This window comes from Streptomyces sp. NPDC058001 (assembly GCF_042886315.1).
Classification (GTDB): Bacteria; Actinomycetota; Actinomycetes; order Streptomycetales; family Streptomycetaceae; genus Streptomyces.
On record NZ_JBHVQT010000019.1, the window covers coordinates 1 to 13257 of the forward strand.

Annotated in this window: 10 protein-coding genes and 2 pseudogenes; 6 read left to right on the forward strand and 6 right to left on the reverse strand. The window is 68.1% G+C overall.

What is annotated here, in order from left to right; all coding sequences use genetic code 11:
• Both ACFVT5_RS37595 and ACFVT5_RS37600 read right to left on the reverse strand, forming a co-directional pair.
• Positions 1-828 (reverse strand): hypothetical protein (locus tag ACFVT5_RS37595; protein ID WP_389897714.1); only part of this gene is annotated, 828 nt, incomplete at its 3' end.
• Positions 829-1646: 818 nt separating this feature from the next.
• The gene (locus tag ACFVT5_RS37600; RefSeq protein ID WP_389897716.1) at positions 1647-1802 is read right to left on the reverse strand and encodes a hypothetical protein; all 156 of its coding nucleotides are present in this window, start codon (positions 1800-1802) and stop codon (positions 1647-1649) included.
• Positions 1803-2556: 754 nt separating this feature from the next.
• Between ACFVT5_RS37600 and ACFVT5_RS37605 the strand changes: the two genes are divergently transcribed.
• Both ACFVT5_RS37605 and ACFVT5_RS37610 read left to right on the forward strand, forming a co-directional pair.
• Positions 2557-3684, forward strand: a complete 1128-nt coding sequence (locus ACFVT5_RS37605; protein WP_389897719.1) for a hypothetical protein — start codon at positions 2557-2559, stop codon at positions 3682-3684.
• A 259-nt stretch (positions 3685-3943) separates the two neighbouring features.
• A pseudogene (locus ACFVT5_RS37610) lies at positions 3944-4102 on the forward strand (MerR family DNA-binding transcriptional regulator); the annotation flags it as partial.
• On the opposite strand, the pseudogene ACFVT5_RS37615 reads toward ACFVT5_RS37610, so the two are convergent.
• A pseudogene (locus ACFVT5_RS37615) lies at positions 4100-5020 on the reverse strand (IS701 family transposase); the annotation flags it as partial. The pseudogenes ACFVT5_RS37610 and ACFVT5_RS37615 overlap by 3 nt on opposite strands.
• Before the next feature lie 166 nt (positions 5021-5186).
• Between ACFVT5_RS37615 and ACFVT5_RS37620 the strand changes: the two are divergent.
• Both ACFVT5_RS37620 and ACFVT5_RS37625 read left to right on the forward strand, forming a co-directional pair.
• Positions 5187-5591: an mRNA interferase PemK gene (locus tag ACFVT5_RS37620; RefSeq protein WP_023547126.1), complete on the forward strand. Its 405-nt coding sequence runs from the start codon at positions 5187-5189 to the stop codon at positions 5589-5591.
• Between the two features lie 374 nt (positions 5592-5965).
• The gene (locus tag ACFVT5_RS37625; RefSeq protein ID WP_389897722.1) at positions 5966-6346 is read left to right on the forward strand and encodes an Imm10 family immunity protein; all 381 of its coding nucleotides are present in this window, start codon (positions 5966-5968) and stop codon (positions 6344-6346) included.
• On the opposite strand, the gene ACFVT5_RS37630 is transcribed toward ACFVT5_RS37625, so the two are convergent.
• Both ACFVT5_RS37630 and ACFVT5_RS37635 read right to left on the reverse strand, forming a co-directional pair.
• Positions 6327-7156, reverse strand: a protein-coding gene (locus ACFVT5_RS37630) for an IS5 family transposase (protein ID WP_389897724.1) whose coding sequence is annotated in 2 segments (ribosomal slippage) — positions 6327-6820 and positions 6820-7156 — 831 coding nt in all. Because the reading frame shifts where the segments join, the coding sequence is not laid out codon by codon here. The genes ACFVT5_RS37625 and ACFVT5_RS37630 overlap by 20 nt on opposite strands.
• Positions 7157-7424: 268 nt before the next feature.
• Complete coding sequence (locus ACFVT5_RS37635) at positions 7425-7688, reverse strand: helix-turn-helix transcriptional regulator (protein WP_389897726.1); 264 nt, start codon at positions 7686-7688, stop codon at positions 7425-7427.
• A 219-nt stretch (positions 7689-7907) separates the two neighbouring features.
• Here ACFVT5_RS37635 and ACFVT5_RS37640 point away from each other — a divergent pair, with 219 nt between their 5' ends.
• A complete protein-coding gene (locus ACFVT5_RS37640) occupies positions 7908-8921 on the forward strand; it encodes a hypothetical protein (RefSeq protein WP_389897728.1) in 1014 nt (337 codons plus the stop codon).
• A gap of 248 nt (positions 8922-9169) precedes the next feature.
• Positions 9170-9796 carry a hypothetical protein gene (locus ACFVT5_RS37645; RefSeq protein ID WP_389897731.1) on the forward strand — a complete coding sequence of 209 codons (627 nt, stop codon included), beginning with the start codon at positions 9170-9172 and terminating at the stop codon, positions 9794-9796.
• A 215-nt stretch (positions 9797-10011) separates the two neighbouring features.
• Here ACFVT5_RS37645 and ACFVT5_RS37650 read toward each other — a convergent pair whose 3' ends face one another.
• The gene (locus ACFVT5_RS37650; RefSeq protein WP_389897734.1) at positions 10012-12225 is read right to left on the reverse strand and encodes a DUF262 domain-containing protein; all 2214 of its coding nucleotides are present in this window, start codon (positions 12223-12225) and stop codon (positions 10012-10014) included.
• Positions 12226-13257: the final 1032 nt, after the last annotated feature.

The window sequence follows — 13257 nt, forward strand, 5'->3', positions numbered from 1 at the left end:
GGATGACGGGCAGCAGCTTGTCGTGCCAGTCCGGGTTGCCGCAGGTGGCCTTGACGGCGTCGGCCGCGACAGCTCCACCGCCGCGCCGGATACCGCCCCGGGCGCCCGGAGGGATGCTCGCGGCGAAGCTACACCCGCCTCCCGGGAACAGCGGCGCGCTGCGGTGCAGCCGCGGCACAGGAAACGGCACGTCTCGCTGAAAGAGCCGGTCGCCGTGGAACCGATCCCGGCGACATTTCCGCAGTTGCCGCACACGGTGCCCAGGAGCCCGCGGAGCCCGTCGAGACGGTCCGCGAACCCGGCACGCTCGGCGCAGCTCATACCGGCGACGATCCGCCGCGCACCATCACGGTCACCGGTCAGTACGGCGTACAAGGCCGCGGTCTGTTCAAGCGCGGCAACCGCCGCCCCTGCCGTCTCACCCCCCGGTGGCCGGCAGCCGAGACCCCCGTCCCCCGCCGGACCGGGGACGAGGAACACCGACGGCGTCAACGCCCCGTACAGAGCACCGGCCTTACCGGACCCATCGCCGATACAGGCACTGCACAGGACGAAGGGCTGCCGCTGCCCCGACGTGACGGGGTTCCTGCCGACGGCAGCCTCACCCCCAGGCGGACCGGCCATCTGCGCCACACACTCCACGCGCTCCAGGCCCTCCAGGCCCTCCAGACGCTCCAGGCCCTCCAGACGCTCCAGGCCCTCCAGGCGCAGTGCCGTCGCGACCCGTCCGCTGATCGCCGACGCTTCTCCGCGGCAGGCCATGGGGCCGGCGGTGCCGACCGTCTCCGGCGCCTCCGCGCCGCGCCGGGTGATATGCATCGTCGTCATGAGCCGCCGGCCCTTTCGTATCGGCCGGAGCCCGCCTGCCGGGCCTGCGCACCGCCCCGGCCCGCGACAGAACCGGACCGGCACAGAAATCCGGCACAGCCAGACACCGACCGGCACTCCCCCAAAACCCGCGGCCCACATGCCCCGCCACCAGACCGCATAACCGGGCCATGCACGTACGGTGGCGGGCTCCGCGGCCGACGTGCCCGGCCACCAGGCCGCGCAGCCCGGCCATGGACGTACGGTGGCGGGCAGGGCCTCTTCCGCGTCGTGCGGGGCATACCGGCTGAGCGCCGTACGGGACTGCGAAATTCGAAGCGCGATGGTCCATGGAGACACCCCACCCCCACCCCCCGACCAGCCGGACGACCACCAGCCCCCACCACCGGCCACAATCAGGCAACACATCAGTTCCGATGCCGTGGCCCAGGCCATGACCCGACCGACCAGCAAGCACTGGGCACAGCGGCACAACTGCGCACAGCGCCCCGCACATCCGGGCATCCGGGCATCCGGGCATCCGGGCATCCGGGCATCCGGGCCGGAACGCAGCCCCCGCAGCCGTCACACATCAGCCTGCAGGAACACACCCCGGCCCACCCGGCCCCCCAGCCGAAAACGAACGCCGCCGGCACAAGCGTCGCTGACCTACACGTGAGCACGGCAACGAAGAACAGCGACAGACCCAACGAAACACCCCACCCTCAACCCCCCGACCAAGCGCGCGACCACGGCAGTTGTCCGCGTGGACCGCAGACATGATCGGGTACGGGCACCACGACGTCGCCGTATCCGGCTACCCATGCTCAGAGGAGCAGTCACAGGACTTCCTCCCAGACGTCGCGGCCGTCAGCCCAGGTCCACAGCCACTTTCGCAGCGAGGCGGTTGCATGGCGCAGGCCGTCGTGAGGGTCTTCACCAAAGAGGTAGCCATCGGTGTCGTAGAGAAGCACCGGATTGTCGACCGCGGTCAATGAGACATGCCACTCCATCGTGCAGCCGCCGTAGGCCAGGAAAAGTCATGACCGCGGTAGGCCCTCCGACAGGTTGCGTTCGCGGACGCTGACCGCGCACGGCCAGTCACGCAAGTGTCTCGGAGCCCGGTTGCCGCCGGTCAGGGAGGCAAGCCCGCCATCTGCCCCGAAACCTCCGTTGGCGACCTCGGTGTAGACACGCCGAAGCAGCCCGGGAAGACGGCGACCGATCCTGCGCTCTGCCTCCTCAACCTCAGGCAGGACGACCGGAGGGAAAAGCGGGCCGCGAGAAGCACCGGCGTAGTAGGCAGCCACCTCCTCAGCCCCGGCCCTGAGCCGGACCGTCCCGCCGCTGCCGTACGACACTGTGCCGTCTCGATCCTGCTCCAACCATCGCGTGCCGTAACGTTTAGCGATCCACGCCACAGGGACGTCTGCACGGTCAAAACGCAGACCCGGATCCCATCCGCGAGCCTGCAGCGCTCTGATCAGCGCCTCGTCGTCCGCTACTTCGGCCCTGGGCTCCCCGCAGAGCCGCGCAGGTATGCGGTGAGGAGGAAGAGTCACACGTCAGCAGCCAACTGTCGGGGGGCTTCGTTGACTTGTAAGGGTTCTGGCTCAGCTTCTGTGGTTGGGCACGTTGAGTGATGAACGGGCTTCACCTCTTCGGCCAAGGGAAGCGCCGTCAAGCAAGCAGGACGCGGTGGCTGAAGGCGTTGTCACAGGCTCTGCTTAGGGTGGTCGACAAGATCACTTGCAGGATGTGCTGCGGGATCTCAAGCGGATGGTGGGGATCGGGATGGCTTGGTGGGACCGGAAGCCCGGGGAGCGGAAGCAGTGGGTGCTTGAGCCGTTGGTCGGGGTGGGGCCGTTGCGGTTCGGGATGAGTCCGGACCAGGTGGCGACGGCTCTGCACGGAGCGATCGCCTATGTCTCACAAGGTCTGGGCAGCGGGATTGGATGGGGCTGTTACAGCGACTGGGGTATGACTGCGGTCTACGGGGAGGATTCCGGTCTGGTCGCTGTGGCGATCGATGCGATGGACGGACCGCTGGTCCGGTTGCGGGACGTTGAGCTGATCGCCCGGGTACCGTCCGAGGCGTGCTCAGCTATCCATGCCCTCGCACGCCGGGAGGGGGCTTCGGTGCGGGTGAACTGGAGTGGCGACCCGGAAGTCGCGGCATGGGGGGTATCCATGGGTGCCTCGCTGGAGCTGAGCTTGTCGCCCGACGTCGAGGGGTACTTGCAGCGCCAGGACACGATGGTCACCCATGCCCTGTTGACCAGCGCGGATCTGGCCGAAGACCCTTATGGGGCCAAGCCGATCATCCAGTGGCGGGATGTGCGCGGGGAAGAGCCGAACACCGGGACATGGCCGGTGAAGGCCGAGCAGGACCGTCTGCGTTGGGGCTGGACACCTCTGGAGCGCATCGGTCCGCTGCGGTACGGCATGAGCCCCTATCAGGTGGCGGCAGCGCTGAACGAGGAACCAGCCGCCCGTCACGGCCGATACCCGTTCGGACGGCCGTGGGAGAGTCCCGGCGAGTGGATCCTTCTCGAAGACCGCTTCGATACGGCCGGTGTGACCGCGCACTACGCCGGCGGACGCGGCGTCTATCCCGTCCTCGGTGCCGTCACAGTGCAGGGTCGCATCGGTCCACAGGTCGAGCACGAGGGCATCCCATTGATTGGTATGCCCATAACCGCCGTTGATGCGGCCTTGATCCAGCACACCGAAGAGCGTGAGACGGGCCTGGTCTTCGGCTGCGGTGGAGATCTGGGGCTGGACGGCCTCAACATGTATGTCCGGGCCACCAGAGCCGGTGACGCCGTAATCAGCGAGGCCCGGTTCTGCCAAGAAGATTGGGAAGACCACGGCTGACAGACAAGATGGCCACAAAACGAACCACTCATCACTCAGCGTGGTCATATCACGGAACTTGAGCCAGACCCCTTGTAAGGACAGCGTTGGTCGACGAGTTTCAACGGCGGTCAGTGGAGGGGGGAGCCTGCCAGTGTTCACGGGAAATGACGGCACTTCGGGAGATTGGGTGGGATCCCTGTCGGGACTCCTGGGCTCGATCAGCCGGAGGGCTTGACCGCTTGAGTCTCCAGTAGGGGGAGACAGCAGGGTGGAGGACATGAACGGCGACGCGCTCTACGCGATTGGTGATCTTGCCCGGCGGACCGGGCTGACGGTGAAGACCATTCGGTTCTACTCCGACGCGGGAATCGTGCCGCCGACTGACCGGAGCCCGGCCGGCTACCGGCTCTACGACATCGACGCCGTCACACGTCTCCTCGACCCGCCACCTTGATCCAGCGACGCGCACCAGGGTGGTTAGCGGCACTGCGGCGGCCGGCGAGTAGCAGCGGTAGTACGCGAGTTCGCCGGTGCTGCGGTTGCGGCGGATCAGCAACTGCCGACTCCCGGGCCGGGGGTCGGTGAGGTCGATGACGGCCCAGTCGTAGAAGCGGTGGCCCTTGGCTCCGCTCCCTGCGGACAGCTTCTGCCAGGCCCTCTTGGGCACCTTCCTGGCCAGCGTGTCCGCGCGGAACTTCCCGGCGCCTGTGGTGACTTCGTGCGAGCAGGCCACCGCGATGACGTAGCCGGTGCCGCGTTCTTCCAGCGCGGCGCGTAGCGTCGGGTTGCCGCCGTAGACCTCGTCTCCCGCGAGCCAGGCGGCCCGGTGGCCGGCGTCCAGGAATCGGGTGACCATGCGGGCGGCAAGCTGCGGTTTGGTCGCGAATTCGGTCTTGTCACCGAGTCCGGCGGCCCGGCAGCGGTCGGGGTCCGAGGTCCAGGAACGCGGAACGTACAGTTCCCGGTCTACCGCGGCGTGTCCGCGGCGGCCGGCGTAGACGGGATAGACGGCGACCTGCGCGTTCTCGATCCTGCCCGCGGTGCCGGTGTACTGGCGCTGGACACCGACGGTGTCGGTGCCCTTCTTCACGTCGCCGGTCTCGTCGACCACCAGAACCGCCTGGTCGTCCCGCAGATGCTCCACCGCGTAGGCCCGCACGTCGTCGCGGACCTGGTCGGCGTCCCACTTGGCCCGCCCGAGCAGGTGCTGCATGCCGTCCGGGGTGCTCTCTCCGGCCCACTCTGCGATGGTCCAGCAGTTTTTGCGCGGCAGGTCCGACAGCAGCCCGAGCACCAACCGCCCGACCCGACGTCGGGGTTCGACCCGTGCGAACCGGCCCGCGATCCGGGCCATCAGGCCCTCGAACGCCTCCTGCCAGCGGGCAGGGTCTACGCTGTGACCTGCGGCCACCGCATGATCTTCAGTTTTCACACACCGATGATCAACGGTGGCCGCACCCGTCTCCACAGCGCGTCAGGGTCGCGCAGCGTCTGCCTGCCGTCATGTGTCTGGAGGACTTGTGCAACGTGGCGAAGTCTGGTGGGTCCAGTTCGACGAGCGGAGGTTGGTCGTACTGCTGTCGGGAGACGACACGTCCGGGATCCGGGTGATGCAGGTCGTCGCTCCGGCGGGCGTCGACATCAGCGGTCTGGGCATCGAAGTGACGGTCGGCGCCGGTGAAGGACTGCCGTTCGAAGGCGTGCTGCGGCTCGCGTTCCCGCGTCCAGGCTTCACCCCGTGCACGTGGCTGACCACTGTGTCCCGGGACGACCTGATAGAGCGGGCGGCCGTCCTGTCCTCCGTGAAGCTCAGCGAGATTGACGACGCCCTCCGACTCGCTGAACAAGCGCAGGAGCGGACCCCGGCCACGACCGCGAAGCTCAGCGAGATAAGGGATGCCCTCCGTCTCGGTGAACTCGGGTAGACGGAGAAGGAGCCGACGCCCGCGACGGCGTGGGCGATCTCGGGCAAGATGATCGACGCTGGCCACCTGCCGCCTCGGCGCCCCTCACCACCAAGATCACGATCTACGGCTGGAGTAGTCCCGCTATGCCTCGGTCACGGTTGGAGGCCGGGGCAACCTCCATAGTGTGGAACGCCTCCCAGCGAGGGGGCCAAGGGAATGAGTGGGCGGCCTAAGTCGTGCTAGATACGTACAGCGAAGACGTACCACGGGATCGTCTAAGACGTCGTTTCTTATGGAGGTGTCTACAGCACTTGTTGGCGGAGGGGTGGGCGTGAGCTGTGCTGGGCTCCTGGTAGAACCGGCGCATGACATACAGGTTCACAGCCCGTTCGGTGGCTGCCGAGGTCGACGTTGATGGCGAGATGCAGGCTGGCGTGGCGGAGGAGGATGAGGGCTTTTTCCTGCTGTTCACGAGCGCTATCGGTGAGCCGTCCGCACAGGACATCTCGCTCGGGTTCGACACGTACTGCGTGATGACCCCGGACCAGTGCACGGCCTATGGCTGTGTCCGCGAGGTGGCTCTGACAGGCAACCTGCTCACGGTGTCGCTGGACCCCGGTTGTCTGGATGACTTGGAGTTGGAGGAGGCGGAGATCGAGGCGGTGCTCGACGTGCCGGCCGAAGGCATTGACGAGATGCGCGAGGTACTTGCGAAGGTGCTGGCCTTCGGACGCGAGGAGGCCCGGCCTCGGCTCACTGGTTTCTCGGTTTGATCGGTCTATCGAGGCGGCGGTATCCGATCAGGAGTGCTGCGATACCGACGAAGGCGAGGAAGTGTTCGGCCTTGCGTTCGTAGCGGCGGTGGAGGCGTCGGCAGCCGGCCAGCCAGGACACGGTTCTCTCGACCACCCAGCGGTGACGCCCCAGGCGCTGTGAGGACTCGATTCCTCTGCGGGCGATGCGGTGCCGGATGCCGCGCTTGCGGAGCCAGCGGCGCAGGTGGTCGTAGTCGTAGCCCTTGTCTGCGTGGAGCTTGCCGGGGCGCCGTCGACGAGGTCCTCGCCGGGACCGGATCGGCGCGATGCCGCGCACGAGCGGTTCAAGGCCGAGACTGTCGTGCATGTTCGCGCCGGAAATGCCCAGCGAGATCGGCAGTCCGTTCCGGTCGGTGATCAAGTGGATTTTCGATCCGGGCTTGCCACGGTCGGTCGGATTCGGTCCCGTCAGAGGCCCCCTTTTGCGGCCCGCATGCTGACGGAGTCGATCGCGCAGCGCGACCAGTCGAGTTCCCCGCGGGCGCCGAGTTCGTCGAGGATGACGCGGTGGAGGCGGGCCCAGACCCGGTCCCGGCTCCACTGGGCGAAGCGTCGGTAGACCGTCTGCCAGCTCGGGCCGAACACGGGCGGCAGCTGCCGCCAGGTGCAGCCCGAGGTGGCCACGAAGATGATCGCGGCAAATGCTTCGCGGTCACCCGCTCGACGCCGGCCGCCACCCTGCGGACGTATGACCTCCGTCGGCGGTACCACCCGCCGGAACAACACCCACAACTCGTCCGGCACCAGCCGCTCAACCAGATCCGTCATGCACGTTTCAACGAACGATCACGCCATAAGAAACGACGTCTAAGTGGCGCGGGGACTGCCGTCCCAGTGGCGGCAGGTGGAGGCGGGGGTGGGGCGCATGGCGGTGAAAGTGCCAGGGAGCGTGCCGTGCACGCGGGACGGCAGGCAGGTGTATCCCCCGGACGGCTCAGCAGTATCGAACAAGTGGGCGTCAGTCCGCGAGAGTGTTCGGTGTCTGCTCGTCGGTTCGGGTGATTCGCGCGCGGCGGGCGGTTGCGGTGCGGCGGGGTCAGGAGCTCTGCTGTCCGGGCGGGGTGTGGTCGTCGCAGAGAGCGGCGAGCAGTTGCTCGACGGGGACGTCGAAGGCGTGGGCGAGGGCGTGCCAGGTGGTGACGCTTCCGGTGGTACGGCCGTGTTCGAGGTCGATGAGAGTGCGCCGGGCCAGGCCGCTGCGGTCGGCCAGTTCGTCGAAAGTCCACCCGCGCTCACCCCTCAGCCGCGCGAGCGCGACACGCAGCGCGGTGAGGTCGGGGTCGGGCGGCAAGATCGTCACCCCACCATCCGACGGTGCAGGACCCTGCCCTGTCAGTGCAGACTTCTGCACTATCTGTGCAGGTGGGCACCGCGAATACCGCCGATGTGCGAGTGCAGGGATCTGCACTACGGTGCGCGCGGCTCCCGTGCTTGCCTGCCGGGACCACGCAGCGCCCCTCGGGCGCGGACTGGATGGGAGGGCGACAAGCTCATGCGGCTTACCGGTACGCATGCCGCGGTGCCGCGCATCTGGACGGTGGAACTGCGCCCGCAGACGGGCGGGCCGGCCCTTGCCTGCCCCCGCTGCGCCCCGCGCAGCCACCCGCTGCAGGCGGCCTCCGCACGGTCGGCCGCCCTGACGCACCTGGCGCGCCATGCCCGCTCCGACGCACTGCCCGGACACCTGCGGACCTGTCAGTGCCGGGCGCGGGGCTGCCACTGGCATCCCCGCCACCGCGGCTGCTCCGGGCCGGTGCTCCTCGCACTGACCGGTGACCGCGGCGGCCGTGCGTGGCGGCTGGCGGACGCCTGCGCTGCCTGCGCCGCCGCCATGAGCCACACCGCCGTCGTGCCGTCCACGCTGCTGGGCGCCGACCGCCCAAAGCCCGTCCCGGACAGGCCGGATCCCCGGCGCAGCACGTCACCGTACGGGCCGGGCGAGCAGCGGCGGGTGCGGGAGATGCTCACCTATCTCGCCGCCGCGCTGCCCCGTTTCTCCTCCCCCGCCGCCCGGCTGCTGGCCCTGCAGTGCGCACTTCGCGCCGACGCCAGCGCGTACATCCGGCTGCCCGGTGGCCTGTTGCGCGGCATGCGCCTGTACGGCCGCAGCGAGTTGTGGGAGGAACTGGAGCACGCCGGCTGGCTCCGCCGCACAAACAGCGGGCACCCGCACATGGAGGCGCAGCTCCTCGACGCCGCCCTCTTCGTTCAGGGACCGGGACGCCGGGTGCGGGCCCGGGCCGCCCAGTGGGCCCTGCGTCCAGCCCCGGTGACACTGCCGAGCAGATGGGCGCCGGCCGTCCAACTGACCGCCGTGGCACTGGCCACCTGCACGTCGGGGGAAACCGGCCGCTCCGACATGGAGCAACTCGCACGCCTGAGCGGCCACTCACCTCACCAGACGGAAGAACTCCTCGACCGGCTGATGACTTCGCACTCGCTGGCCGCATGGCACTACTGCCGCGACACCGACGAACTCACCTGGCGCCTGCCCACCCGGACCAGGGCACCCGGCACAACACATCAGCCGTGACAGCGCACCGGCCGGCTCTGCGGCATGCCCCTCGTCCGCCGGCTGTCCAACTCGAAGAGGCAGCAAGGCATCCAGCGAGAGGAACATCCGGTTCCACTCATGCGTACTATCTCCAGACGGCCGCAGACCGCGGAAGTCGTGCCCTGCGAGTGATCCAGTCGTCCCAGACCGGACACCTACCTCAACAAGTCCCCTCACACGGACCCCGGTTCCACCACCGCGCCGCGGACAGCAGAAAGGGCCATGCCATGTCTGAAACCCAGACCCGAACCACAGAACTGACATCGCAGTACGCCGCCCAGGTGACGGGTGACCTCGAGCGCAACACCAAGGAACAGGAACGTATCGGCAGGGACATCGAGGCCCTTCAGGAGCAGTTGCGTGCTCTGGGGCACGACCACACGGTGCTGGTGAACATGCAGGAGGCCCTGGGCGGTGCGAGCCCCGCCACCGCACAAGACACCACAGCCGCACCGTCCGTACCTCACCAGGCCGCCGCCGGATCCAAGCGGGTCAGGGCGAAGAGGCCAGCCGGCACGAGCGCGAAGGAGGCGGCGTCCAGGAAGCCCGCTGCCAAGGCCTCTTCCGCGAAGGCGGCCACGTCAGCTGCCAAGCCGACGCTTGTCGAACTGATCCGCGGCCACCTCGAGCAGCAGAGCGAACCGCGTTCCGCCGCCGAGGTCACCGCCGCACTCACACTGGCCCACCCCGACCGCAGCGTGAAGACCACCGTCGTGCGTACCACCCTCGAAGGGCTGGTCGCCAGGAGCCATGCCCACCGCACCAAGCAGGGCTCATCGGTCTTCTACACCGCACCGGCCGCCTCCACGCCCGCCCCGGCCGAGCCGCGACAGGAGACGCCGGCGGCAGAATGACACCGCTATAGCCTGGCAGCGCCACCTGGTCCCTTCCTGCACCGCATGGACGACTGCAGGATAACCACGGCATACAACCCACGACACTCTGCGCCATCTGACGCGTAGCAAGGTGGGCCTGAGGGTCGTTCTGAAGCGTGGCTCAACGGTCGGTAGGTCGATTTGAAAGCGGCTGTGTCCGCGGTGTCGCGAGCGATGGTTCAGCCGGGGGACAGCTACAGGAGACCTGCCTCGGTCGCGTGATCACGCACGGTCCGCAGGCTGATGCGCGTCCCGCTCTCGTCTTCGATGTGCCATTCGTTCATGCCTTGGCAGGTCTTGGTGCCGCGGGCGACGGCGCCGGCTTCGTCGGCCCGGCCGTAGGGGGTGCCTCCGGTAGCGGCGAGGATGATGCCGCCGTCTTCGTCGATCGTGGCCCAGTGCTCGGTGGAGCGGTAGGTGAGCACGATCCGTGTGCCGGCCTTGAGGACCTGGGCGTGGATCATCTTGGCTATGTCCGTGCGTCGGCCTCCTGCGGGCGGCCTGCGCCGTGCTGCGCGCCGGCGTGCCGGGGCGGCAGGTTCGCGGGAGCCGTTCGGTGCAGGCGGCAGGTTGACGGGCAGGCCTATGCTCTGGGGATTCCAGATGTGTCCGAACAGGCTCAGGTACAGGTTCTGCCGGGTTTCGATGACCGTGGTCATGGTTTCCCGGGGTCCAAACGACCTGAGCGTCCTGTCCAGTTGGTGGGTCTTGATGAAGTCGCGCAGCAGCGGGTTCCTGCGGTCGTAGCCGGGGGCGATGATGCCCAGCAGGACGTTGCTGCGAGCGTAGGAGGCGGCTTTGTCGTGGAGAGGCAAGTCGTTGATGCTGGAGTTTTCGCGTCCCATCAGCAGGCCGAGACCACCGAGTTGGTTACGGCGGCTGCGGAAGACGACGGGGTCGGGGATCTCCTTTTCCACCCGGTGATGGTGGTTCGCCCACAGGTGCTCGATGTGGAACTGGTCCCGGTCAAGGTAGGCCAGTACGTCGTGGGGCCGGTGGCATGCCTCTTCGACGTAGGCGGTGGCCCGGGCCAGCAGGTATCGGATCTGGTGGGAGTTGTTGCCCCGCAGGCCCAGGGTGACGGCTTCGCTGATGGAGCCTCCGTCCTGCAGGACGAGGTCGCCCAGTGCGGAGGTGACGTCGGGCACGGTGCGGCATCCGCGCAGCAGGGGCACGAGGGTGGAGTGGACGAGCATGTCGGTGTCGGCGGCCTGGACAGGCAGGTCCTGGAGGATGCGCAGGGCGTACCAGCGGTCCATGTAGGCGGCGACGAGGCGGCCTTTGTCCTTGGCGTCGGAGGGCTGGTCGTCGGCGTTGATGGCAGCGAGGACGGCGACTGTCTGGGCACCGAGGCCGTTGCGTTCGTTGAAGAGCACGGTCTCCAGGCGGTCTCCGTCCTTCTTCAGTCCCCGGCCGGCTGAGAGGAAGGGGCGGTACAGTCTGGCCGACTTCAGCAGGTCCTGGACGAACCGGAGGAAGTTGTCGGGGCGTTCCCGGGTCAGGCCCAGGTGGGCGGCGTTCTGGCGTACCCATACGTTGAGGTTGGTTGCGATCTGGCGGCGGTCGTCGTCGCTGCTCTCGCGTGCGCAGTGGGCGAGTAGGTATGCCTTGATGAAGCGGGACGCCGCTCCGGGATCGTCGCGGTCGGTGGTCAGCTCTCTGAGCATCTCGTGCCACTGGGTGTTGAGCTGGTCCTCGTCTGACCCGACGTTGGACAGCAGGTGGCTCTTGAGGAGGTCGACGGCGGTGAGTCGGGCGCCGCGGTCGTTCATCGTCTCGAACATGCGGTAGCCGTGATCGGCGCTGGCCGCGCGGATCCCGACCAGGACCACGCGGTCCAGCAGCCACTCGGTGAATCGGTGGAGGTTCTCCGCATCCAGCTCTTCCACGAGCTGGGATTCGATCTGCTGACTGCGGGCCCACAGGTTGCGGCGGGAGAGGGAGTCCCCTATGCCTGTTTCGTACTTGCGGCCTTCGCTCACTGCCCGCAGGACGGGCTCGTGATCGCTGATGCCGAGCGAGAAGTGGTCTCCGTCGATCGTGATCACGCGGTTGATCCGGTCGATCGCCCTGGTGTGTCCGGCCTCCTGTGCCCAAAGCCTCAGTTGCAGGAAGAGCAGATGGAGTGTGACGAAGCGCTGCTGGCCGTCGACGAGGTAGCGGCGGGTCTTCGACGGCTCGTAGTAGACGAAGGGGCCGAGGAAGTACTGAGGCGCGGTGTGCGGACGGCGCAGGTAGGCCGGATCCGCCGTCCAGGTCCGAAACGATTCGCATAGGTCCCTGAGCAGGGTGCGGACTTCCTCCTCACCCCAGGTGTAGTCGCGCTGGTAGTAGTCGATCTCATAGGTCACGTCACGGAACAGTTCCTTCAGGCTGAAGCCCTGGGACCTGATCTCGTCCGAACCCATGCCACCACTCCCCCGGACCGCGCAGCGTCGTTCTTCATGTTCCCAACTCGCACCGACGCCGTACAGACAGCATGCCCGCGTTCCTACGCAGGATAGGGCGGGCGGCAGGCACGGTTCCCGGGTGTGCACGGCGTCGGCTTCGGGGCGTCATGGTCTGCGGGCTGACGGCGAGTTGCCGGTCTCAGGCGATGAGGCACTGCGTGTGCCCGGCGAGTGCGACCCGAGGCAGAGCTGCTTGGGCACTGCCGGCCGTCTTGCCCTGGCCGTGCCGATGTCCTACCTGCCGTGCGTTCCAGCACCGGCGCCTAACGACCTGGTGCAGGGTTGGCGGTGGCGCGTCGAGGGCCGCGGGTTCACTGCTGGGTTCACATTTGCGGATTGCTTCCCAGGGTGGCGGTCTGCTGGTGGGAGAGGAGTCCGGCGACAGCTTGCATGATGTCACTCATGTCGGGCTGGAGAGGATCGCGGAGCCGAAGTTGTAGACGGTGTCCGCAGCGCCCTTGAGCCAGCCGGTGAAGCCGCCGTCACCACTCTTTGCCCGAGGTGTTGTTGCCGGTCGCCGTGCCGCCGGAGGGCGTTCCTCCGCAGGTGTAGTAGCACCCACCGGTGCCGGTTCCGCCGGCAGGGATGCCAGGCGTCGGGCTCTGGCCACCGCCGCCACGGCCCGGGCGGGGCTCGCTGTGGCCAGTGCCGTCGTCGAGCCACAGGCCCGTCGGGTCGCTGGACGTGCTGGGCCTTCGTGACGGCGTGTTCCACCCGGAGGCGTTCCACCAGGAAGCGCACGATCGCCTCGTGTCCGGCGAATGCGGAGCACCACTCGGCAGCGCCATGGTTCGCGAGGCAGTCCTGAGGAAGTTCGGGCCCGACCTCTACGGGGGCCGGGATCGAGAGCGCCAGCGGACTGCCCGTGACGCCCCCGGGCCCGACGATCCAGGACGACGTCGCCTGGACCTACCTGACAGCGGCCCCGGACAGCTTGCTTCCCGCCCCACCGAGGACGAGGCGCTCGAGCAGCCGGGAGTCACGGACTTC

Bases quoted from the DNA above. Each gene is read 5' to 3' on its own strand.
- ACFVT5_RS37645 (WP_389897731.1), top strand. From the start codon at position 9,170: ATGTCTGAAACCCAGACCCGAACCACAGAACTGACATCGCAGTACGCC.
- ACFVT5_RS37650 (WP_389897734.1), bottom strand. From the start codon at position 12,225: ATGGGTTCGGACGAGATCAGGTCCCAGGGCTTCAGCCTGAAGGAACTG.